16 protein-coding genes and 2 riboswitches are annotated in these 21,490 nt (G+C 63.0%); of the genes, 8 read left to right on the top strand and 8 right to left on the bottom strand.

What is annotated here, in order from left to right; genetic code table 11:
- Positions 1 to 42: 42 nt before the first annotated feature.
- Complete coding sequence (gene metH / locus IFT47_RS06075; protein ID WP_192172080.1) at positions 43 to 3,753, bottom strand: methionine synthase; 3,711 nt, start codon at positions 3,751 to 3,753, stop codon at positions 43 to 45.
- Between the two features lie 169 nt (positions 3,754 to 3,922).
- Between metH and IFT47_RS06070 the strand changes: the two genes are divergently transcribed.
- The 3 genes from IFT47_RS06070 (at position 3,923) to nfuA (ending at position 8,171) form a co-directional block, all read left to right on the top strand.
- Entirely contained in the window at positions 3,923 to 6,223 is a 2,301-nt protein-coding gene (locus tag IFT47_RS06070) for a fatty acid cis/trans isomerase (protein ID WP_192172079.1), read from the top strand.
- Between the two features lie 230 nt (positions 6,224 to 6,453).
- Positions 6,454 to 7,473 carry an acyltransferase family protein gene (locus tag IFT47_RS06065; RefSeq protein WP_192172078.1) on the top strand — a complete coding sequence of 340 codons (1,020 nt, stop codon included), beginning with the start codon at positions 6,454 to 6,456 and terminating at the stop codon, positions 7,471 to 7,473.
- A gap of 104 nt (positions 7,474 to 7,577) precedes the next feature.
- Positions 7,578 to 8,171 carry a Fe-S biogenesis protein NfuA gene (nfuA, locus tag IFT47_RS06060; protein WP_133771305.1) on the top strand — a complete coding sequence of 198 codons (594 nt, stop codon included), beginning with the start codon at positions 7,578 to 7,580 and terminating at the stop codon, positions 8,169 to 8,171.
- Between the two features lie 95 nt (positions 8,172 to 8,266).
- On the opposite strand, the gene cobM is transcribed toward nfuA, so the two are convergent.
- From cobM to IFT47_RS06040, 4 genes are all read right to left on the bottom strand, one after another.
- Positions 8,267 to 9,013, bottom strand: a complete 747-nt coding sequence (gene cobM, locus IFT47_RS06055) for a precorrin-4 C(11)-methyltransferase (RefSeq protein WP_192172077.1) — start codon at positions 9,011 to 9,013, stop codon at positions 8,267 to 8,269.
- Positions 9,014 to 9,215: 202 nt separating this feature from the next.
- A complete protein-coding gene (locus tag IFT47_RS06050) occupies positions 9,216 to 9,650 on the bottom strand; it encodes a cobalamin biosynthesis protein (RefSeq protein WP_192172076.1) in 435 nt (144 codons plus the stop codon).
- Complete coding sequence (locus IFT47_RS06045) at positions 9,647 to 10,366, bottom strand: CbtA family protein (RefSeq protein ID WP_192172075.1); 720 nt, start codon at positions 10,364 to 10,366, stop codon at positions 9,647 to 9,649. Before IFT47_RS06045 ends, IFT47_RS06050 begins: the two co-directional genes overlap by 4 nt.
- An 11-nt stretch (positions 10,367 to 10,377) precedes the next feature.
- Entirely contained in the window at positions 10,378 to 10,593 is a 216-nt protein-coding gene (locus tag IFT47_RS06040) for a CbtB domain-containing protein (RefSeq protein WP_192172074.1), read from the bottom strand.
- Between the two features lie 99 nt (positions 10,594 to 10,692).
- Positions 10,693 to 10,925, bottom strand: a riboswitch (cobalamin riboswitch).
- Positions 10,926 to 11,049: 124 nt separating this feature from the next.
- Positions 11,050 to 11,281, top strand: a riboswitch (cobalamin riboswitch).
- Positions 11,282 to 11,408: 127 nt separating this feature from the next.
- Here IFT47_RS06040 and cobW point away from each other — a divergent pair.
- The 4 genes from cobW to IFT47_RS06020 all read left to right on the top strand — a co-directional run bounded on the left by cobW (position 11,409) and on the right by IFT47_RS06020 (position 18,058).
- Positions 11,409 to 12,482 (top strand): cobalamin biosynthesis protein CobW, encoded by a 1,074-nt coding sequence (gene cobW, locus IFT47_RS06035; protein ID WP_192172073.1) that lies wholly within the window; start codon positions 11,409 to 11,411, stop codon positions 12,480 to 12,482.
- A 2-nt stretch (positions 12,483 to 12,484) separates the two neighbouring features.
- Positions 12,485 to 16,249 (top strand): cobaltochelatase subunit CobN, encoded by a 3,765-nt coding sequence (gene cobN / locus IFT47_RS06030; protein WP_192172072.1) that lies wholly within the window; start codon positions 12,485 to 12,487, stop codon positions 16,247 to 16,249.
- 88 nt (positions 16,250 to 16,337) lie between these two features.
- Positions 16,338 to 17,378, top strand: a complete 1,041-nt coding sequence (locus IFT47_RS06025; protein ID WP_192172071.1) for an ATP-binding protein — start codon at positions 16,338 to 16,340, stop codon at positions 17,376 to 17,378.
- A gap of 53 nt (positions 17,379 to 17,431) precedes the next feature.
- A complete protein-coding gene (locus tag IFT47_RS06020) occupies positions 17,432 to 18,058 on the top strand; it encodes a VWA domain-containing protein (protein WP_192172291.1) in 627 nt (208 codons plus the stop codon).
- Between the two features lie 36 nt (positions 18,059 to 18,094).
- On the opposite strand, the gene IFT47_RS06015 is transcribed toward IFT47_RS06020, so the two are convergent.
- Entirely contained in the window at positions 18,095 to 18,361 is a 267-nt protein-coding gene (locus tag IFT47_RS06015) for a hypothetical protein (RefSeq protein WP_192172070.1), read from the bottom strand.
- Between the two features lie 397 nt (positions 18,362 to 18,758).
- On the opposite strand from IFT47_RS06015, the gene IFT47_RS06010 reads away from it, so the two are divergent.
- Positions 18,759 to 20,096, top strand: a complete 1,338-nt coding sequence (locus IFT47_RS06010) for a sigma-54 dependent transcriptional regulator (protein ID WP_192172069.1) — start codon at positions 18,759 to 18,761, stop codon at positions 20,094 to 20,096.
- Between the two features lie 51 nt (positions 20,097 to 20,147).
- On the opposite strand, the gene IFT47_RS06005 is transcribed toward IFT47_RS06010, so the two are convergent.
- Both IFT47_RS06005 and pnuC read right to left on the bottom strand, forming a co-directional pair.
- On the bottom strand, positions 20,148 to 20,672 hold the full coding sequence (locus IFT47_RS06005) for an AAA family ATPase (RefSeq protein ID WP_192172068.1): 525 nt from the start codon (positions 20,670 to 20,672) through the stop codon (positions 20,148 to 20,150).
- Positions 20,673 to 20,677: 5 nt separating this feature from the next.
- A complete protein-coding gene (gene pnuC, locus IFT47_RS06000; protein WP_192172067.1) occupies positions 20,678 to 21,241 on the bottom strand; it encodes a nicotinamide riboside transporter PnuC in 564 nt (187 codons plus the stop codon).
- Between the last annotated feature and the right edge of the window lie 249 nt (positions 21,242 to 21,490).

Genomic DNA, 21,490 nt, shown 5'->3' with positions numbered 1-21,490 from the left:
ATGCCTGAACGATCAAGTCGGCCATTAACACATCTGCCGCACTTACTCGTCATACCCCAGGTTCGGCGCCAGCCAGCGCTCCGTCACGCTCAAATCCTGCTGTTTGCGCGCCGTGTAGCTTTCCACCTGATCCTTGTCCACTTTCCCCACGGCAAAATACTGGGCCTGCGGGTGGGCGAAGTACCAGCCGCTGACCGCCGCCGCCGGGAACATTGCGTAGTGCTCGGTGAGGAACACGCCGCTGACCCCGGGTTTGCCGTCGCCCTGGGCCGGGTCGAGGAGGTCGAACAGCACGCCTTTTTCGGTATGGTCCGGGCAGGCCGGGTAACCGGGGGCAGGGCGGATGCCGGTGTATTGCTCCTTGATCAGCTCGTCGTTGCCCAACTGCTCGTCGCGGGCATAACCCCAATACTCTTTGCGCACCTGCTGGTGCAGCCATTCTGCGCAGGCCTCGGCCAGCCGGTCCGCCAGCGCCTTGACCATGATCGCGTTGTAGTCGTCGCCTTTGTCCTGGTACGCCTTCGACACCTCTTCCGCGCCAATGCCGGCGGTGGTAATGAAGCCACCGACGTAATCGGTCACGCCGCTGCCCTGGGGCGCGACGAAGTCGGCCAGGGAGAAGTTCGGCTTGCCGTCGGTCTTGATGATCTGCTGGCGCAGGTGATGCAGCTTGGCGAGTGGCGCGCCGTTATCGTCGAGCAATTGAATGTCGTCGTGGTCAACCTGATTGGCTGGCCAGAAGCCGAACACGGCGCGGCTGCGGATCAACTTCTCGTCGATCAGTTTGCGCAGCAGGTCCTGGGCGTCCTTGAACAGCGAGGTGGCTGCTTCGCCCACCACTTCGTCGGTCAGAATGCGCGGATACTTGCCGGCCAGGTCCCAGGAGATAAAAAACGGCGTCCAGTCGATGTAATCCACCAGCACGTTCAGGTCGATGTCTTCCAGCACCTTGACGCCGGTGAACGTCGGCTTCACCGGCTGGTAGCTGGCCCAGTCGAACTGCGGCTTCTTGGCGATGGCCGCGCCGTAGCTCAGGCGCTCGGTGCGGGCGCTGCGGGCGGAGGTGCGCTCGCGCACTTCAACGTATTCGGCGCGGGTCTTCTCGATGAAACCGGCTTTCAGCTCCTTGGACAGCAGCTGCGTCGCCACGCCCACGGCGCGTGAAGCGTCGGTGACGTAGATCACCGCGTCGTTGCTGTACTTGGGCTCGATCTTCACCGCCGTGTGCGCCTTGGAGGTGGTCGCGCCGCCGATCATCAACGGCAGGTGGAAGTCCTGACGCTGCATCTCGCGGGCGACGTGAACCATTTCGTCCAGGGAAGGCGTGATCAAGCCGGACAGCCCGATGATGTCGCACTTCTGCTCACGGGCCACCTGCAGGATTTTCTCGGCCGGCACCATCACGCCGAGGTCGACGATGTCGTAACCGTTGCAACCCAGCACCACGCCAACGATGTTCTTGCCGATGTCATGGACGTCGCCCTTGACCGTCGCCATGAGGATCTTGCCCTTGGCTTCGGGCTTGTCGCCTTTCTCCTCTTCAATGAAAGGAATCAGGTGCGCCACGGCCTGCTTCATCACGCGGGCGGATTTAACCACTTGGGGCAGGAACATCTTGCCCGATCCGAACAGGTCGCCGACCACGTTCATGCCAGCCATCAGCGGGCCCTCGATGACCTCGATGGGGCGCTTGAACGATTGCCGCGACAGCTCGGTGTCTTCAACGATGTGCGTGGTGATGCCCTTGACCAGCGCGTGCTTGAGGCGCTCGTTGACCTCCCAGCCGCGCCACTCTTCGGTTTCCGCTTCCTTGACCGAGCCGTCGCCTTTGTACTGGTCGGCGAGGGCCAGCAGGGCGTCGGTGCCTTCCGGGGTGCGGTTGAGCACCACGTCTTCCACCGCGTCGCGCAGCTGGGCCGGGATCTGGTCGTAGATCTCCAGCTGGCCGGCGTTGACGATGCCCATGGTCAGGCCGTTGCGGATCGCGTGCAGCAGGAACACCGAGTGAATCGCTTCGCGCACGGGGTTGTTGCCGCGGAACGAGAACGACACGTTGGACACGCCGCCCGACGTCAACGCGTACGGCAGCTCGTCGCGGATGTAGGCGCAGGCATTAATAAAGTCGACGGCGTAGTTGTTGTGCTCCTCGATGCCGGTGGCGATGGCGAAGATGTTCGGGTCGAAAATGATGTCTTCCGGCGGGAAGCCGACTTCGTTGACCAGAATGTCGTAGGAGCGCTTGCAGATTTCCTTCTTGCGCGCCTCGGTGTCGGCCTGGCCGGCTTCGTCGAAGGCCATCACCACCACCGCCGCGCCGTAGCGCTTGCACAGCTTGGCGTGATGGATGAACTGCTCGACGCCTTCTTTCATGCTGATCGAGTTGACGATGCCCTTGCCCTGAATGCACTTGAGGCCGGCTTCGATGACTTCCCATTTCGACGAGTCGATCATGATCGGCACGCGGGAAATATCAGGCTCGCCGGCAATCAGGTTGAGGAAGGTCACCATGGCCTTCTTCGAGTCCAGCATGCCTTCGTCCATGTTGATGTCGATCACCTGGGCGCCGGCCTCGACCTGCTGCAGGGCGACTTCCAGGGCTTCGGTGTAGTTGTCTTCGCGGATCAGGCGGGCAAAACGGGCAGAGCCGGTGATGTTGGTGCGCTCGCCGACGTTCACGAACAGCGAACTGCGATCAATGGTGAACGGCTCCAGACCCGAGAGGCGACAGGCCTTCGCGATGTCCGGAATCGGCCGCGGCGCGTACGGGGCGACGGCGTTGGCGATGGCCTTGATGTGCGCCGGGGTGGTGCCGCAGCAACCGCCGACGATATTGAGGAATCCGCTCTGGGCGAACTCCTCGACGACTTTGGCCATCTCTGCCGGGGCCTCGTCGTACTCACCGAATTCGTTAGGCAGGCCGGCGTTCGGGTGCGCCGACACGTGGGTTTCGGCTTTATTGGACAGCTCTTCCAGATACGGCCGCAGCTCGCTGGCGCCCAGCGCGCAGTTGAGGCCCACGGAGATCGGCTTGGCGTGACGTACCGAGTTCCAGAACGCTTCGGTGGTCTGGCCGGAGAGGGTGCGGCCCGAGGCGTCGGTGATGGTGCCGGAAATCATGATCGGCAGCTCGAACCCCAGCTCGTCGAACACGCCCTGAACGGCAAAGATCGCTGCCTTGGCGTTCAACGTGTCAAAGATGGTTTCGATGAGGATCATGTCCGCACCGCCTTCGATCAGGCCTTTTGTGGCCTCGGTGTAGTTCTCCACCAGTTCGTCGAAGGTCACGTTGCGGTAGCCGGGGTTGTTGACGTCCGGCGACAGCGAGCAGGTGCGGCTGGTCGGGCCGAGCACGCCGGCAACGAAGCGCGGTTTGTCGGGGGTTTCCAGGGTTTTGGCGTCGGCGACCTGTCGGGCCAGGCGCGCGCCTTCCACGTTCAGTTCATAGACCAGCGCTTCCATGCCGTAGTCGGCCTGGGACACCTGGGTGGCGTTGAAGGTGTTGGTTTCGAGAATGTCGGCGCCGGCGTCGAGGTATTCCTTCTCGATCGCGCCAATCACATCGGGCCGGGTCAGGATCAACAGGTCGTTATTGCCCTTGACGTCGCTCGGCCAGTCGGCGAAACGCTTGCCGCGGTAGTCTTCTTCCTCCAGCCGATAGCTCTGGATCATCGTGCCCATGCCGCCATCGAGGATCAGGATTCGCTGTTGAAGTGCCTGCTGGAGTGCTTGAAGACGCGCGCTGCGATCTGACATGAGGTTACCCGGATGAAGAAGTACGAAATAAGGTGGCGCTGAAAAGAGCGAAATAATAGCAAACCTGCGCGGATTTAAATCATTCCGGGATTTACATGAATTCTGTTCATGTTGCAGGCCATTAGCCACAGGTAGAATTCGGCCGAATCATTTTCAGGACGCCCGTTCCATGCTGCATCGCGTGCTCGCCAGTTCCCTGGCCTTGTTGTTTTGCGGTGCAGCGTTCGCGCAGTCACCCCTTCAGTCTCCGGCTGTTTCCTACAGCCGTGATATCCAGCCGATCTTCACCGAGAAGTGCGTTGCCTGCCATGCGTGCAATGACGCTGCCTGCCAGCTGAACCTGGGCAGCGGCGAAGGTGTGCTGCGCGGTGCATCGAAGGTGCCGGTTTACGAAGGCGACCGCAGCAAGGCGGTCGCACCCACCCGGATTTTCGTCGACGCGCAGGGCCCTGACGCCTGGCGTAAAAAAGGCTTTTATTCAGTGCTGGACGGGCAGAGCAATCAGGCGGCGCTGATGGCAAAGATGCTCGAGTTCGGGCACGGCGCGCCGTTGGTGCCCAACGCGCGGCTGCCGGACGGCATCGTGCTGGGCCTGAATCGCCAGAACATGTGCCCGTTGCCCAACGAGTTCGCCGCCTATGCCAAGGCGCGTCCGGGGCAGGGCATGCCCCTGGCGGTGACCGGCCTCACCGACGCTCAATACAGCACGCTGCAACGCTGGCTGGCAGCCGGGGCGCCGGTGGAACAGACGCCGCTGCAACCGATTGCGCGGGAAACGGTGCAGATCAACGAATGGGAAAGCCTGCTCAATCGTCCCGGATCGAGCGAAGCGCTGGTCGGCCGCTGGCTGTACGAACATCTGTTTCTCGCCCACGTGTATTTCAGCGACGGCGAGCCGGGGCATTTCTTCCAGTGGGTGCGCTCGCGCACGCCAAGCGGCCAACCCGTCGACCTGATCGCCACGCGCCGCCCCGACGATGATCCTGGCACCACCTTCTATTACCGCCTGATGCCGGTGCAGGGCGTTATCGTCCACAAGACCCACATCACCTACCCGATGGGCCCGCAGAAGCTGGCCCGGGTCAAGCAACTGTTCTACAGCGGGACCTGGCATGCCACCGAGCTGCCCGGCTATGGTCCGCAGCATCGGGCCAACCCGTTTGAAACGTTCCAGCAGATCCCCGCCGTCGCGCGTTACCAGTTCATGCTGGATAACGCCGAATACTTCGTGCGCACCTTCATTCGCGGCCCGGTGTGTCGGGGCGAGATCGCCACGGACGTGATTCGCGATCATTTCTGGGCCTTGTTCCAGGAGCCCGGCCACGACCGTTACATCACCGATGCGGCCTATCGGGCCAAGGCCACGCCGTTGCTGGCGATGCCGGGGCAGGACGATGACATCGGCAGCGTTCTGACCCTGTGGCACGACTACCGTGACAAGCGCAATCAATACGAAGACCTGCGCAGCGATGCCTACGCGCACATGCCGCCGCCGGGATGGGCGACCCTGTGGGCGGGGAACGACAATGCGCTGCTGACCATCTTCCGCCACTTCGACAGCGCCTCGGTAAACAAAGGCTTGATCGGCGCGCTGCCCAACAGCGTCTGGCTGTTCGACTACCCCTTGCTGGAGCGCACCTATTACCAGCTGGCGGTGAATTTCGACGTCTACGGCAACGTTTCCCATCAGGTGCAGACGCGTCTGTATTTCGACCTGATCCGCAACGGCGCCGAGGTCAATTTCCTGCGCCTGATGCCGGCGGACAAGCGTGACGACATCCTCGGTGACTGGTACCAGAACGGCGGCAAAGTGAAGATGTGGCTGGATTATCAGGCCATCGACGATCACACCCCGACCGGCCTGAAGCTCGATGAGCACAACCCCAAGCGTGACTTCGAGCGCAAGTTGATCGAGCGTGCGGGCACCTTGAACGTGACGCCGGACCCGATCAATCGCTGCGACGGCGCGTACTGTTCGCGTGAGGGACTGGACCCGGTGTTCAGCGACGTCGAGCAGACCCTGAGCCGGCTGACGTCGCGGCCGGCGGCGGGGCTGAAGGTCATTCACCAGTTGCCGGAGGCGACGATGCTGCGCATCCAGGACGGCAGCGGCAAACGCATCATTTACAGCATGCTGCGCAACCGCGCCCACAGTAACGTCGCCTTTCTGATGGGTGAGGATTACCGCTACCAGCCGGGCCTGGACACGCTGACGATCTACCCGGGAGTGCTGAGCAGCTACCCGAATTTCATGCTCAATATCCCGGCCAGTGAAGTCGGCGCGTTTGTTGACGCGATGGAGCAGGCCCATGATCACAAGCAGGCGTTTGACGCCATCGTCCAGCGCTGGGGCGTGCGCCGCAGCCATCCATTATTCTGGACCTACTTCCACGACCTGGACCGCTACCTTCAGGAAACCGAACCCCGCGAGGCAGGGGTGCTGGACATGAATCGGTACGAGAATCTGTGAGTCGCAGGGGCGCCGTTATTTAAGGAATCTTCACATTCGGCGTCGGCCCGACTGACGCTGGTCCAAACGGGGAAACCCTTATGGAACATGGCGTGCAGCCATTATGCAGCCCGTCAGTGGCGTCGAACCTTTTTGCAATTTTCGAAGTCGGACCCTGTGAGTCGCTCTCCGACGCCGTGCCTTGCCGGTATGGCGCCTGGGGTCAATCCAGACGAAGCAAGAGGTTGCAGATGTTGATTTCGGTTCAGGCCCTGCGGGCACTCGCCGCGTGGGCTGTTGTGTGTCACCACTTCATGCAGATTTTTTTCGACTTCCATCCGAGTGGGCCGGTCGGCCGCTTTTTCACTGAAAAAGGCGCGGTCGGCGTCGACATTTTTTTCGTCATCAGCGGTCTGGTCATCTACCTGTCAACCGTGGACAAGGACATCCCCGCCGGCCGTTTCATGCTCAACCGGGTTATTCGTATCGTCCCGGCGTACTGGCTGTACACCTTGGTGATGGGTGTATTGGTCGTGGTCGCCCAGCCGCTGCTGCCCCACCAGGTGGTCGACTGGCAGAGCTTTGTGCTGTCGCTGCTGTTCATCCCTTCGGAAAACCCCGGCGGTTACGGCCTTTATCCCACCCTCAACGTGGGCTGGACGCTGAACTACGAGATGCTGTTCTACGTGCTGTTCTCGATGGTCTTTCTCTTTCAGCAGCGTCTGCGCCCGTTGATCCTGGCGGCGGCGCTGTTCGCCATTACTGACGTGCTGGGTCGGTCGGGCCTGGTCAGCCGGTTCTACGCCAATGACATCGTTTACGAATTCCTCCTCGGCATCTTCGTCGGCGTGATGTATCGCCGGGGCTGGATCAGCGAACGGTTGTGGCTGCCATTGATCGCGATCGGCGCCGCGCTGTTCACCATCGACCACCTGCAACCGGCGCCTCGCATCATCAATTGGGGCCTGCCGAGCGCTGTGATTGTGGTGGCCTGCATCTCCCTCGAACCCTATCTGCGCAACTACCGCCTTCTCAAAGTCATGGGCGATTGCTCGTATTCGGTGTACCTGCTCCACGTGCTGGTGCTGTACGCGGGCTGGCTGGTGAGCGAGCGTTATGGCATTAACCCGTACGTGGTGTTTGCCGTCTGTGTGCCGGTCATCGCCCTGGGGGCGTGGCTCAGTTATGAGTGGATCGAGAAGGGCCTGTACCGACGCATGAAGGGCTGGCTGGACCAGAGAAGGGCGAGCAAGGAAGCAGCTCTGTCGTGACGGGTTTTTAGTCTAGGCGAACCGCTTACCTGACTAAAACACTAGGGCTTTGTCAGGCGCAGTTGATTGGCGTAAACTGCGCCCCACGTCTGCGAGGAATTTTCATGACCGCTATTACGATTACTGATGCCGCCCACGATTACCTGGCCGATCTGCTGGAAAAGCAGAACACCCCCGGCATCGGCATCCGCGTGTTTATTACCCAGCCTGGCACCCAATACGCTGAAACCTGCATTGCCTACTGCAAGCCGGGCGAAGAGAAACCTGAAGACACGGCCATCGGCCTGAAAAGCTTCACCGCCTGGATCGACGCGTTCAGCGAAGCGTTTCTGGACGACGCCGTTGTTGATTACGCGACTGACCGCATGGGTGGCCAACTGACCATCAAGGCGCCAAACGCCAAAGTGCCGATGGTCAACGCCGACAGCCCGATCAACGAGCGTATCAATTACTACCTGCAGACCGAGATCAACCCGGGTCTCGCCAGTCACGGCGGCCAGGTGACCTTGATCGAGGTGGTGGAAGAAGATGAGGCGAATGTCGCCATTCTCCAGTTTGGCGGTGGTTGCCAGGGTTGCGGTCAGGCAGATGTCACGCTCAAGGAAGGCATCGAGCGCACATTGCTGGAGCGCATCCCCGAGCTGACCGGTGTGCGTGACGTGACCGACCACACCCAGAAAGAAAACGCGTATTACTGAGTCAACGTGTGATACCAGGAAGTATGGTGTTGCAGGCAAGCCCCGACGGGTTCGGGGCTTTTTTGTGGGCGCTCGCCAAGGTCTAGAGGCGCACGCTAGGGCCTGAACACATGGACATGGCCCGCGCGATACAGCGATGACTCGCTGAACACGTCGTTGCCCAGTACCCGACCCACCAGGATCAGCGCGGTGCGACGAAATCCCTTGATCCGCACCTTCTCCTCGATGTCTGCCAGTGTGCCGGTGACCCAATCCTGATCCGGCCAGCTGGCGCGATGCACCACGGCGATGGGGCAGTCGGCGCCATAGTGCGGCGTCAGCTCGGCGACGATCTTGCCGAGGTTATTGACCCCCAGATGGATCGCCATGGTTGCCCGGTGCCGTGCCAGATCGCCCAGGCTTTCGCCTTCGGGCATGTCGGTTTTGTCGGCGTAGCGGGTCAGGATCACGCTCTGGGAGATGTCCGGCAGCGTCAGCTCTGTCCCGAGCAACGCGGCGCAGGCGGCGGTGGCGGTGACGCCGGGGATGATTTCGAAGGGGATCTGCAGCTCGCGCAGGCAGCGGATTTGTTCGCCGACCGCGCCATACAGGCTCGGATCGCCGGAATGCACACGCGCCACGTCCTGGCCCTGTGCATGAGCGGATTTCATCAGCTCGATGATCTGCTGAAGGTGCAATGGAGCGCTGTTGGTGACCTGAACTGCCTGATGACCTTCCAGCACTGCTTCAGGCACCAGGGAACCGGCGTAAATGATCACCGGGCAGGAGCGGATCAGCCGCTGGCCTTTGACAGTGATCAGGTCCGGATCGCCGGGGCCGGCGCCGATGAAAAAAACAGTCATGGGGTGTCCTGATTGGGGTTCATTTGAGCAGTGGCTCGTCGGATGCATTCTCCCTGAGCGCACTCGGTCTGACTTTGTAGGACTGGCTTTAGCCGGGAAGGGGCCCTCGGGCACACCAGCAAAATCTGCGGTGGGACCACTGACGCCTTCCCGGCTAAAGCCGGTCCTACAGTTCTAGCCGGTCCTACAAGGTTGAGCCGGCCTATGAGATTGCTCCAACCCTAACGTTTGCGGTTGCCAGAGCAAAGGTCGCGTGGGGGCTTTTTCGGCGGGGGATGACCAAGGTCGCGGGCGCGCCGGTCAACCGTGTCACCATCGCCAGCGCCGCGCTTTCTGCCACGCCGTAGCAGCCGGTGCGTTCGAAGGCGATGTCCGAACGGTAAGTCAGCTGTGCCTCGTAAGCCGCCAGATCATCCGCGCTGAAAAACCCGATCGTCAGCCCCAGCTCATGACCCAGTTCCAGCAGCCCTACCTCAGCCGACTTGCCGTCAATGGAGGCGAGGGCGGCAACGTCTTTCAGCTCAAGACGACCCTCCCGCAACCCATCCTCCATCAACCGCCGAAGCTCCAGCGCCGAACAGCCGCGCTGGCAGCCCAGACCGACCACCCACAGCGGCCGATTGCGCACTTCATTCACAGAGCAGGCTTCAAACCGACGTGCGTCTCGGTCGCTTCATTGCGCCGAAACAACCAGGCGCTGATCCAGCCCAGGGCAATCCAGAAAACCGCATTGGTTAGCAGCGACGCGATCTTGAATTGCGCTTCAAGGGCTTCCGGCGCCAGTGCCGAATGCACCGCCGGTTGCGGCGCGCCGACGATATGCGGCACCACCAGGATCACCGCGCCCAAGGCCTTCAACACCCAGTGCCGTGCAAACACTATCAATGCCAGGCCTGCAGCCGTGGAGGCGGCGGTGCCGACCCACCAGATCTGCCGTTGGGTCAGATCCGCCGCGACAGTGCCGGGCAGCTCGGGCGGCAAACCAAGAGTGGGCGCCAGCACGAACACCGCATAACCGGCCAACCCCCACAGCACGCCTTCGCGGGCACTGGTCGGCGTACGCAGGGTGTACAGCGCCGCCAGCATCAGGGCGAAGCCGACCGCGACCACCAGATTGCCGCCGGTGGTGGACAGCACGCGCTGCCAGCCGTCTTCCGGCTCCCAGGCTTCGGCGTCATGGACGTGGCCGGCCATCGCACCCTCGGCGTGCTCGTGCATCTCGGCAGCCGGGGCCTTTTCGTAGGTCTCCGCCTGCAGGATCAGTGGCGCCACCGAGAAGCTCTGCAGCAGTGTCAACAGCAGGGCGGCGAGCAGTCCGGTGAACCCGGCCGTTTGCGCAATTCGCTTGAACATGGCGGCAGGTCTCAATGGCACGGGAAGGCGGAGCTGTGACGGGTGTCGTGTGCCGCGTTGTGCACTGCATCGATGTGGGAGAAGCCGGCGAAGTACACCAGAAACGCACCGAGAAACATCGCGCTGACGGCGGCGACAAGGCGCTGGCTTTGGGTGGCGGTCACGGCTGTTGTGGTGTTTGTGCTGGTGCCGGTGCCGGACGTCTGGCGGGGTGTGCTGATGGACATGGCGCTTCTCTCTGAAGTGGATTCAGCGGACGGAAGGACGCGAAGACACCGCAGGCGAAGGCCGGCAGTGATCAACAGCGCCCGCCCACCGCGGGTTGTGTTATGTAGCGTTATCGGGCCGGTCTCCGGGCTCGCGAGGGGCACATGCATCAGCCGTTACAGCCGACGTGCCTTCAAGAATCGCCTTCCCATATCGCTGCCGACACAGTGGATCTGACTCTTCACTCGCTTACCGTTGCGGGGGCAGCACCGGACTGATACACACCCGAAGGTCTGTACGCACCGGTTTCCCGTTTCACCCTGTGAAGGGCACCCGTAACAAGGTATGTAGGAGACCACGGGCTGTTTAGCTCGTCAATCGGCCCTTCAGCCGATGCGTCAATCAATGCAGGGATCGGTGCGTCAATTGGCGCGGCGATCATTGCAAAGCGCGATTGACCGGCCTCCAGTCACTGCGTAGCCTTGCGCACTTGAGGTTCGCCGGGCGCCTTTATCAACTACCAAGGCCACCGGCGCTAAGAAGGGAATGCGGTATCAAGCCGCAGCTGCCCCCGCAACTGTAAACGGACAGCTTCATTGCACAGCCACTGCGCGAGCGGGAAGGCGCGATGAATACCAGTCGCCTGATGATGCCTGTCAGCGACCGGCCGCCGTGAGCCAGGAGACCTGCCTCGAATCGGACCGCCTGCAAGCGGCCGAGGAATTCCACTACAACCGGGCGGGGTGATCCGGTGGCGAATCGAACCGCGCGCCTGCTTCCACCGGCCTGCGCTGTTTTCGTCCTCGTTGCCCCGCCGCACGCCTGAGGGCAACCGATGAAAACACTGGCCAAACTCCCCGTCACCATCGTCACCGGCTTTCTCGGCTCGGGCAAAACCACCTTGCTGCGGCACATGCTGGACAACGCCGATGGCCGACGCATCGCCGTCATCGTCAATGAATTCGGCGAACTGGGCATCGACGGCGACATCCTCAAGCAATGCACCATCGGCTGCACCGAAGAAGAAGCCGTCGGTCGCGTGTACGAACTGGCCAACGGCTGCCTGTGCTGCACCGTTCAGGAAGAGTTTTTCCCGGTGATGCAGGAACTGGTCGCCCGTCGTGGCGACCTCGATCACATCCTCATCGAAACCTCGGGTCTGGCCCTGCCGAAACCCCTGGTTCAAGCCTTCCAGTGGCCGGAAATCCGCAACGCCTGCACCGTCGACGCCGTGATCACCGTGGTCGACAGCCCGGCCGTGCTCGCGGGCACCTTCGCCGCGTTCCCGGACCAAGTCGACGCTCAGCGCAAGCTCGACCCGAACCTGGATCACGAATCGCCGCTGCACGAACTGTTCGCCGACCAACTGGCCAGCGCCGATCTCGTCGTGCTGAACAAGGCCGACATGCTCGACGCTGATGCTCTCGCCGCCGTGCGTGCCGAAGTCGCCGAAGAACTGCCGCCGGCGGTGAAGATCGTCGAAGCGAACCGGGGCCAGCTGCCGATCAGCGTGTTGCTGGGCCTGGGCGCCGAGTCCGAGCTGCACATCGACGGGCGCAAGACCCACCACGATCACCACGAAGGCGACGATCATGATGACCACGACCATGACGCCTTCGATTCCATCTCCATTACGCTGCCTCAGGCCGACGAATCGCTGTTGCTCGACGCGCTGACCCAGGCCGTCGTCCAGCACGGCATCCTGCGTGTCAAAGGCTTCGCCGCCATTCCCGGCAAACCCATGCGCCTGCTGGTGCAAGGTGTCGGCACGCGTTTCGACAAGCATTTCGACCGCGCCTGGAAGCCAGACGAAGCTCGGGAAACCCACCTGGTGCTGATCGGCCAGGAACTGGACGCCGGCGTCCTCGAAGCGCAATTGCGCGACGCAGTCTCAGGCATAAAAGGCTAACCATGCACCTGCTGCGTACACAGCCCGGCGGCTTCGTCCCCGACGACAGCATCGCTGACCTGGGCCAGACGCCCGCCGAGCTGGTGATCCTGTGCAGCGCCGACTCGAATCTGGCGCTGCTGGCTGAAACCGCGCGGCAATTGCCGGATAGCTACCCGAGCCTGCGCCTGGCCAACCCGATGCAGGTGCAAAACCATGCGTCGGTGGATCTGTACGTCGACGAGGTGCTGCGCCACGCCAAAGTCATCCTGATTTCCCTGCACGGCGGCATCGGCTACTGGCGTTACGGCGTCGAGCGGTTGGTGGAGCTGGCCGCGAGAGGCGTGAAGCTGATTCTGGTACCCGGCTGCGACCGGCCGGACCCCGAGCTGAGCGGCCTGAGCACGGAATCCGTCGAAGACCGCGAGCGGCTCTGGCATTACCTGCGTCAGGGCGGCAAGCACAACGCGCTGGCGCTGTTCAATTTCATCGCCACACGCTGGCTGGGTGGCGACTACCCGTGGGCCGAGCCGCAAACCCTGCCGCGCACCGTGATTTATCATCCGCACAACGCCAATGCCGACCTGGCCCGCTGGCAGGCCGACTGGCGCGCCGATCAGCCGGTCGCGGCCGTGCTTTTCTATCGCTCCCACCTGCAGGCAGCCAACACTGGCTTCATCGATGTGTTCTGCGAGCGCTTGTCGGCCCAGGGCCTGAACCCGTTGCCGATTGCCGTCGCCAGCCTGAAGGAAGCCGGCTGCATGAGCGCGATACAGGACTGGCTCGACGAGGTGGATTGCGAGGTCATTCTCAACACCACCGGCTTCGCCCAATCCAGCCCGGAAGCGCCGGATGTTCGGCCGTTTCGCCGGGACATTCCGGTCATTCAGGCCATTTGCGCCCAGGACAACGAACCCGCCTGGCAGGCCAGCGCCCAGGGGCTGGGCCCCCGCGATCTGGCGATGCACATCGCGCTGCCGGAACTGGACGGGCGCATCATCAGCCGGCCAATCAGCTTCAAGGACCTGGCCTGGCACAGCGAGCGCAGCCAGTCCGACGTGGTTTGCTACCGCGCCCAGCCGGAGCGCATGGATTTCGTCGCCGAACTGGCCCGGCGCTGGGTGCTGCTCGCCCGCACCGCCAACACCGACAAGCGCGTAGCGCTGATTCTGGCCAACTATCCAACCCGCGACGGGCGCATCGGCAACGGCGTCGGCCTCGACACGCCAGCGGCCGCGCTGAACATCCTTAAGGCCATGCAGGCGGAGGGTTACCCTGTTGAGGACTTGCCCGAGACCGGTACTGCGCTGATTCACGCCTTGCTCGGCGGCGTCACCAATGACCCGGACAGCCTCGATCGACGGCCGTGCCACCAGAGCATGGCCATGGACGAGTACAGGGCGGCGTTTCAAGCGCTGCCGCAAGCCAATCGCGATGCAGTCATCGCGCGATGGGGCGCCCCTGACACCGACCCCATGTGTCGGGACGAGCGGATGATGATCGCCGGCCTGCGTTTCGGCATGACCTTCGTCGGCATTCAACCGGCGCGGGGCTACAACGTGGACCACAGCGCGGTGTATCACGACCCTGATCTGGTCCCGCCCCACGGCTATCTGGCGTTTTACTTCTGGCTGCGCAAACGCTATGGCGCTCATGCTGTCATCCACGTCGGCAAGCACGGCAATCTGGAATGGCTGCCGGGCAAAGGCGTCGGTCTGTCCGAGTATTGCTGGCCGGACGCGATCCTTGGCCCGATGCCGAATATCTACCCGTTCATCGTCAACGATCCGGGCGAGGGCGCCCAGGCCAAGCGCCGCACCCAGGCGGTGATCATCGACCACTTGATGCCACCGCTGACCCGCGCCGAAACCTACGGTCCGTTGCGCGACCTTGAACTGCTGGCGGACGAATATTACGAAGCGCAGCTGCTTGATCCGCGCCGCGCCAGGGAGCTGCAAAAAGACATTCTCAGGCTGGTGCGCGAGACCCACATCGACCGCGAACTGGCGATGGACGGGGACGCCAACAGCGAGGCCGACGCCGCCGTGTGGCTGCCGCGTCTGGACACCTACCTGTGCGACCTGAAGGAGTCGCAGATCCGCGACGGCTTGCACGTATTCGGCGAGTCGCCCACCGGCCGGCTGCGCATCGACACACTGCTGGCGATGGTGCGCGTGCCTCGCGGCGATGGTCGCGGCGGTCAGGCCAGTCTGCTGCGGGCGTTGAGTCAGGCGCTGGCGCTGGATTTCGACCCGCTGGACTGTGATCTCGGTGCGCCATGGACCGGCGACAAACCTCACGCATTACATGAAGTCAGCGCTGAATCATGGCGCACGACGGGTGATACCCGTGAGCGGCTGGAGCTGTTGGCCGCGCAGATGATTGAGCAGATTGCCAGCGGCGTGCCTCTCAGTAATCGGTTAGAAAACAACAGCTTGTCTGACGTTGTTCAGTCCCTGCATGAAGTGGTTATCCCTCGCCTCGACGCCTGCGGTCCAGCAGAAATGTCGAACCTGCTCCGCGCGCTAAGTGGGCGATTCGTCCCGGCCGGGCCGAGCGGCGCCCCCAGTCGTGGACGGCTGGACGTGTTGCCCACCGGGCGCAACTTCTTCTCCGTGGACGTGCGCAATCTGCCGACCATGACCGCGTGGCGCATTGGTTTCCAGTCGGCAAATCTGTTGCTGGAAAGGCACTTACAGGACCATGGTGATTATCTACGTCAACTGGGGCTTTCGGTCTGGGGCACGGCGACCATGCGCACCGGCGGTGATGACATCGCCCAGGCCATGGCGCTGATGGGTGTGCGTCCGGTGTGGGCGACGGGCAGTCAGCGCGTCGATGACTTTGAAATCCTGCCCCTGAGCCTGCTCGACCGGCCGCGGGTCGATGTCACCCTGCGGGTCTCCGGTTTCTTCCGCGACGCCTTCGCCAACCTGATCCGCCTGTTCGACGCCGCAGTGCAGGCCGTCGCAGCACTGGACGAGCCCGACGACATGAACCCGCTGGCCGCCCGCGTGCGCCAGGAGCGCCAGCAATTGCAGCGCGACGGTCTGGATGCCGAGCAAGCGGCGAAGCAGGCTGGCTGGCGCATCTTCGGGGCCAAGCCAGGCGCGTATGGCGCAGGGGTACAGAACGCCATCGACGGGCGCTTGTGGCAGAGCCGCGAAGACCTCGCCGAGGTCTACCTGAACTGGGGTGGCTACGCCTACGGCGGCAGCGACGAAGGCACGCCGGCCCGTGACGGTTTTGCCAAGCGGCTGAGCCAGGTTCAGGCGGTGCTGCAGAACCAGGACAACCGCGAACACGATGTGCTGGATTCAAACGATTACTACCAGTTCCAGGGCGGCATGCTGGCGGCAGTGGAAAGCCTGTCCGGCGAGAAAGTCGCCAGTTATCACGGCGACCACAGCCAGCCTGATCTGCCGAAGATCCGTACGCTGAAGGAAGAGCTCAACCGGGTGGTGCGCTCCCGGGCGGCCAACCCGAAGTGGATCGAAGGGGTCAAGCGCCACGGCTACAAGGGTGCGTTCGAGATGGCGGCGACGGTGGATTTCCTGTTCGCCTTCGACGCTACCACCGAGCTGATCGACGATCACCAATACGCACTGCTGGCCGATGCCTATCTGCTGGACGCCTCGACCCGCGATTTCATCCAGCAGCACAACCCGGATGCGCTGCGGGACATGACCGAGCGCATGCTCGAGGCGCAGCAGCGCGGCCTGTGGCAGGAGCCCGGCGAGTACCGCGAGGCGCTGGAGAATCTGCTGCTGGACATCGAAGAGTCATGAGCGTGAATGAGGGCCTGCACAGCAGCCTGTGCAGACGCCTGACTGGATTGAACACTGTGATTGACCCGCGGCTTTACGAGAACCGACCATGACCGACACCCCACATTTTCCCCTCGCTGCCGTCGTCGGTGCCGATGACCTGAAGCTCGCCCTGTGCCTGACCGCCATCGACCCGAAAATCGGTGGCGTGCTGATCGAGGGCCCGCGGGGCATGGCCAAATCGACCCTGGCCCGAGGGCTGGCGGATCTGCTGGCCAGCGGTCAGTTCGTCACGCTGCCGCTGGGTGCAACCGAAGAGCGCCTGGTCGGCACGCTGGACCTCGACGCGGCGCTGGGTGAAGGCCGCGCGGCATTCTCGCCGGGGGTTCTGGCCAGGGCGGATGGCGGCGTGTTGTACGTCGACGAGGTCAATCTGCTGCCGGACCATCTGGTCGATCTGTTGCTGGACGTGGCCGCCAGCGGGGTCAATCTGGTGGAGCGCGACGGCATTTCCCATCGCCATGCCGCGCGCTTTGTGCTGATCGGCACCATGAACCCGGAAGAAGGCGAACTGCGCCCGCAGTTGCTCGACCGTTTCGGCCTGAACGTGGCGTTGAGCGGGCAGACATTGCCGGAACAGCGCGGGCAGATCATTCGCCGCCGTCTGGATTTCGACGCCTCGCCTGAGGCGTTCTGTCAGCACTGGGCCCCGCAGCAGCAGGCGTTAAAGGCGCGGTGTGAAACCGCCCGGAGCCTGTTGCCGACCATCGAGCTGGATGACGTCAGTCTGGGCCTGATCACCGAGCGTTGCTTTGCGGCCGGGGTCGACGGTTTGCGTGCGGATCTGGTCTGGTTGCGCGCGGCCCGTGCCCATGCCGCCTGGCGCGGCGGTGCTCAGATCACCGAAACCGACATCGACGCCGTGGCCGATTTCGCTCTGCGCCATCGTCGTCGGGAGCCGCAACCGCCGCATCAGTCTCAATCCCCGCCGCCTGCGTCATCAGAGCAAAGCCCGCCGAGACCCGACAACGGCGCTCAGCCGCAGCATGACGCGCCAGAAACCGGCGAGGGCAGTTGGGGTGAGTTACCCGCCCGCAGCGTGAAGGCGGGCAGTCGTAAAGAAGTACCCCACTGGCCAAAAAAGCCCTAGGCATTCGCCCCCGCCTGTCGAAGGGGGCGAATGCCAGCCCTCGACCGGGTGCCCTGGGTGGCGGTAGAAACGGCGCTGCCCGCCCCGGTGCGGAGGGCGCCATTGCCTGGCTGCCGACCTTGCTGCGCGGCCGCCCTCGGGCTCGTGCCGATCTGGTACGTCAGCCCCGCAGTCGCCGGCCGGAGCAGCTCTGGCTGGTGATCGTCGACGCGTCGGCATCGACCCGGCGCAATCAGGCGTTGAGTCAGGCGAAGGGTTTATTGGCGGGGTTGTTCGATGATGCGTATCGGCAGCGCGCCAGGCTGGCGTTGCTCACCGCCAGCGGCAAGGGCGCGCGCTGGCAGCATCAGGGCTTGAAAGCCAGCGCCGCGTTGCAACCCTGGCTGGATGCATTGGGCGCTGGGGGCGGCACGCCGCTGTTCGAAGCGATCAATCAGGCGGCGGACTGGTCTGCAAAACGGCAGAAGCGCTGCCCGGCTGAACAGCTACGGGTGCTGATTCTCACGGACGGGCGCGTCAAAGACATGCCGGCGCTATCAACGCGACCGGCGCAGCCGCTTCCCTTGTTCGGCGGCCCCGTGTTGCTGATCGATATCGAGCGCGGGCCCATTCGACTGGGCCGCGCCCGGGACATCGCCGCTCAGCTGGACGCCGACTACCGTCACATCGACGAGTGCTGAGCGCGCGTCGTCGGCAGGGGTTAGATCAGCAGGTCTTCAGGCGGGCATGGTCCACGGCTCAAGGTTGTAGCCTTCGCCGCTGATCTCGGCACGGGCCTGTTCCAGGAACTGCGCCAGTTGTTTCGGATCGGAGTAGGCGCTGCTGGGGATCTGCTTGCGGCCAATGCGGGTGCTGGTGCGGTCGACGACGGTCAGGCTCAGTTCGCCATTGCCGTCCTGCGGGGCCCAAGCCACGCACTGGAAGGGTTCAAAGGCGTGACCGGCAATCAGCAAAGCATCGTTGAAGCGCAAGGGGGCGTTCATGGACTGTCCTCAAAGTGCCCGTATCCGTTGGCACCGGCGGCGGGCGTTTCGCTCGGTGGTTACGCGTATTGCTACTCGTGTTGCTACTTGTACTGATGACCGTCCCCCACGGCTGAGTCACACCCATTTCTGAAATTTCTTGATTTATTTTAAGCGTCGGTCCGATCGCGCTTCCTCGCCGCGCTTGGGCCAAACTCCTGCAATGCCTTGGCAGCGCACGCCCGATCGCCGTCTATCTCAGGCCACGCTGCTAAGCACGTTTCGATCTTAGGCTTATAGATAATCGATCCAAGGACGCGTCAAAAATCTTGCTATGGTGTCAATCGGCCTTCACAAGCTACTGTTTAAAAACGTTTTCCCACGATCACTATGCGACCCCGGCGCCAAGGAAACTCACATGCATGATCTGGCCTCCATCCGCCGCTTGCTGATCGTCGAACCGTGCGAGGAATGCCTGCAGTTGGTCCCCGGCTTGCGCATCGCGGGTTGGGATGTCGACAGCTGCACCCTTGAAGAGGCAGCGCTGCGTCCCTGTGACGTGGGCCTTATCCGCCTGCTGCCCGAGCATTTCGAACACCCCGAAGTGGTCAAATCCCTTATCTCCCGAAGCAATACAGAGTGGATCGCAGTCCTGACCAGCGAGGACCTGCGCCGCGAGCACATCGGTGATTTGGTCTGTGAGTGGTTTTTCGATTTCCATACCTTGCCCTTCGATGTAGCCCGGGTGCAGGTGACATTAGGCCGCGCCTACGGCATGGCACGGCTGCGTGCCAAAGGTGCCAGTTATGCCAAAGGCGGCCCGTATGGAGAGAGCCCGGGTCCGCAACTGCTGGGGGAAAGCCGGCCCATGCGCGAATTGCGGCGATTGCTGAGCAAACTGGCGCCCACCGAATCGCCGGTGCTGATCCGTGGCGAAGGCGGGACGGGAAAGGAGCTGATCGCGCGCACGCTGCACGCGCAGTCCCAGCGCCGCGAGCAGCCATTCATCTCGATCAACTGCGGGGCGACGTCGGAGCATTTGCTGCAGGAAGAGCTCTTCGGCGAGGCAGGGGAGGACGTCGACGCATCACGCCAGCGCAGGACGGGGCGCATCGAAGAAGCCAACGGCGGCACGCTGTTTCTCGACGAGATTGGCGATCTGCCCCTGGAGGTCCAGGCCAATCTGTTGCGGTTCCTGCAGGATCCGCACATCGAGGTGGCAGGCGAGCGGATCCCGGTCGATGTGCGGGTGCTGGCGGCGACCAATGTCGACCTGGAAGCGGCGATTCGCATGAAGCGTTTTCGCGAAGACCTGTATTACCGGCTCAACGTCTTGCAGGTGGGCACCGCGCCGCTGCGCGAGCGGCACGGCGATCTGGCCTTGCTGGCCAATCACTTCGCCCAGTTCTACAGTCGGGAGACCGGCCGGCGGGTGCGTAATTTCAGTCAGGACGCGCTGGTCGCCATGGGCAAGCACGACTGGCCCGGCAACGTGCGGGAGCTTGAAAACCGGGTACGTCGCGGGCTGGTGCTGGCCGAAGGGCGGCAGATCGAAGCGTTCGACCTCGGGCTTCTGGGCGAAGAAGAGATCAGCTCCAGCATGGCCACTCTCGATGAGTACAAGTCTCGGGCGGAACGGCAGGCGCTGTGCGATGTGTTGACCCGTCACAGCGACAACCTCAGCGTGGCGGCCAAAGTGCTGGGCATCTCTCGCCCAACGTTTTATCGCCTGCTGCACAAACACCAGATTCGCTGATCGCGCGTCGGGCGAGTTGTCCGGCGGCGCTTACGTCCGGCTGGTAGGCATTCAGTCGTTAATCAATTGGGCAACCCGTTGCAACACTCGCTCACTGCGGTAGCTCCAGCTCCCGCCGATCACTTTGAAGGTCTGCCCATGGGCCACCAGCCACTGCCGGCTGGCCTCGAAGAATGCCTGGCGCTCGCTCAGGTCTGGCTGGCAACGCTGGCCGTCGCCGATCCATTCGACGCCTTCCGGCGAGAGCAACAGGTGCAGATCGTAATGGCGCTCGGCTAGTGCGGCTTCGAGCCAGGCCGGGCAGTCGTTGAACAACGCGCGACTCCAGAGGATGTTGCTCAGCAGGTGAGTGTCAAGAATCAGCAGCGCCGGTTTTAGCGAACGGGCGGCGTCTTCCCAGGCCAGCTGCTCATGGGCGATGACATCGATGTCTGCGTAAACGGTGTCCCGCTGCACCTCATCGATGAACTGGCGCACGTATTCGCCCACCAGCACGCCACCGAACTGCCGTTGAATCTCTTCCGCCAGCCAGCTCTTGCCGCTGGATTCGGGCCCTGTCAGTACCAGCACTTTCATCCCGGTCAACGCGCCAGCGCGGGGTCGGCGCGCCAGTCACGCCAGCCTTGCACGGCGAGCAGGGTGAACAGCGCGTACAGGCCGGCGGTGAGGTACAGCGCTTTGTAGAGGAACAGGCCGACGAAGATCACGTCGAGAAGGATCCACAGCGGCCAGCACTGCACGCGCTTCTGCGCCATCCATACCTGCGCCACCAGGCTGTAGCCGGTCAGTGTGGCGTCGAGCCAGGGTTGAGCGGCGTCGGTAAAGTGGGCCATGGCCGCGCCGAGGACAAGGCTGACCAGCGCGCCGGCCACCAGACTGAGCAGCAGGCTGCCACTGCCCAGCGAGGTGACGATGCGGCCGTTGTCCGCCGCGCCCCGGCGGGTCCATTGCCACCAGCCATACACCTGGAGCCCGGCGTACACCACCTGCAGCAGCATGTCGGAGTAGAGCTTCACGTCAAAGAAGATCCAGGTGTAGAGCAACACCATGACCAGCCCTATCGGCCAGCACCACGGGTTCTGTTTGACTGTCAGCCAGACGGCAATGACACCGAGTGCGGCGGCGAACAGTTCAAGCCCTGACATGGCAACTCCTGAGGAAACGATGAAAAAACGGGTCGGCGATTGTAGGCGCTTTATCGCCCGAGGTGGGGCGCGATGATGCGTCGGAAGCGTTTGAAAAGGCACTGGAAAAACAGCCCGGGCAACCCGCGGGGTTCATAGAGGAAATGTAACGACGATGAGACAAACGTCAAAGCCTTCGCGCCAGTATTCATGCTAGCGCGTTCGTCAAAAAGGTCTGCTAGCATCGCCGCGCTCATGCCCGAGCCAGAC

The sequence above is a fragment of the Pseudomonas sp. CFBP 13711 genome (assembly GCF_014842265.1).
In the GTDB taxonomy this organism is placed as follows: Bacteria; Pseudomonadota; Gammaproteobacteria; order Pseudomonadales; family Pseudomonadaceae; genus Aquipseudomonas.
This window is presented reverse-complemented; position numbering and strand designations above follow the sequence as displayed.

Bases quoted from the DNA above. Each gene is read 5' to 3' on its own strand.
- metH (WP_192172080.1), bottom strand. From the start codon at position 3,753: ATGTCAGATCGCAGCGCGCGTCTTCAAGCACTCCAGCAGGCACTTCAA.
- IFT47_RS06070 (WP_192172079.1), top strand. From the start codon at position 3,923: ATGCTGCATCGCGTGCTCGCCAGTTCCCTGGCCTTGTTGTTTTGCGGT.
- IFT47_RS06065 (WP_192172078.1), top strand. From the start codon at position 6,454: ATGTTGATTTCGGTTCAGGCCCTGCGGGCACTCGCCGCGTGGGCTGTT.
- nfuA (WP_133771305.1), top strand. From the start codon at position 7,578: ATGACCGCTATTACGATTACTGATGCCGCCCACGATTACCTGGCCGAT.
- cobM (WP_192172077.1), bottom strand. From the start codon at position 9,013: ATGACTGTTTTTTTCATCGGCGCCGGCCCCGGCGATCCGGACCTGATC.
- IFT47_RS06045 (WP_192172075.1), bottom strand. From the start codon at position 10,366: ATGTTCAAGCGAATTGCGCAAACGGCCGGGTTCACCGGACTGCTCGCC.
- IFT47_RS06040 (WP_192172074.1), bottom strand. From the start codon at position 10,593: ATGTCCATCAGCACACCCCGCCAGACGTCCGGCACCGGCACCAGCACA.
- cobW (WP_192172073.1), top strand. From the start codon at position 11,409: ATGAAAACACTGGCCAAACTCCCCGTCACCATCGTCACCGGCTTTCTC.
- cobN (WP_192172072.1), top strand. From the start codon at position 12,485: ATGCACCTGCTGCGTACACAGCCCGGCGGCTTCGTCCCCGACGACAGC.
- IFT47_RS06025 (WP_192172071.1), top strand. From the start codon at position 16,338: ATGACCGACACCCCACATTTTCCCCTCGCTGCCGTCGTCGGTGCCGAT.
- IFT47_RS06015 (WP_192172070.1), bottom strand. From the start codon at position 18,361: ATGAACGCCCCCTTGCGCTTCAACGATGCTTTGCTGATTGCCGGTCAC.
- IFT47_RS06010 (WP_192172069.1), top strand. From the start codon at position 18,759: ATGCATGATCTGGCCTCCATCCGCCGCTTGCTGATCGTCGAACCGTGC.
- IFT47_RS06005 (WP_192172068.1), bottom strand. From the start codon at position 20,672: ATGAAAGTGCTGGTACTGACAGGGCCCGAATCCAGCGGCAAGAGCTGG.
- pnuC (WP_192172067.1), bottom strand. From the start codon at position 21,241: ATGTCAGGGCTTGAACTGTTCGCCGCCGCACTCGGTGTCATTGCCGTC.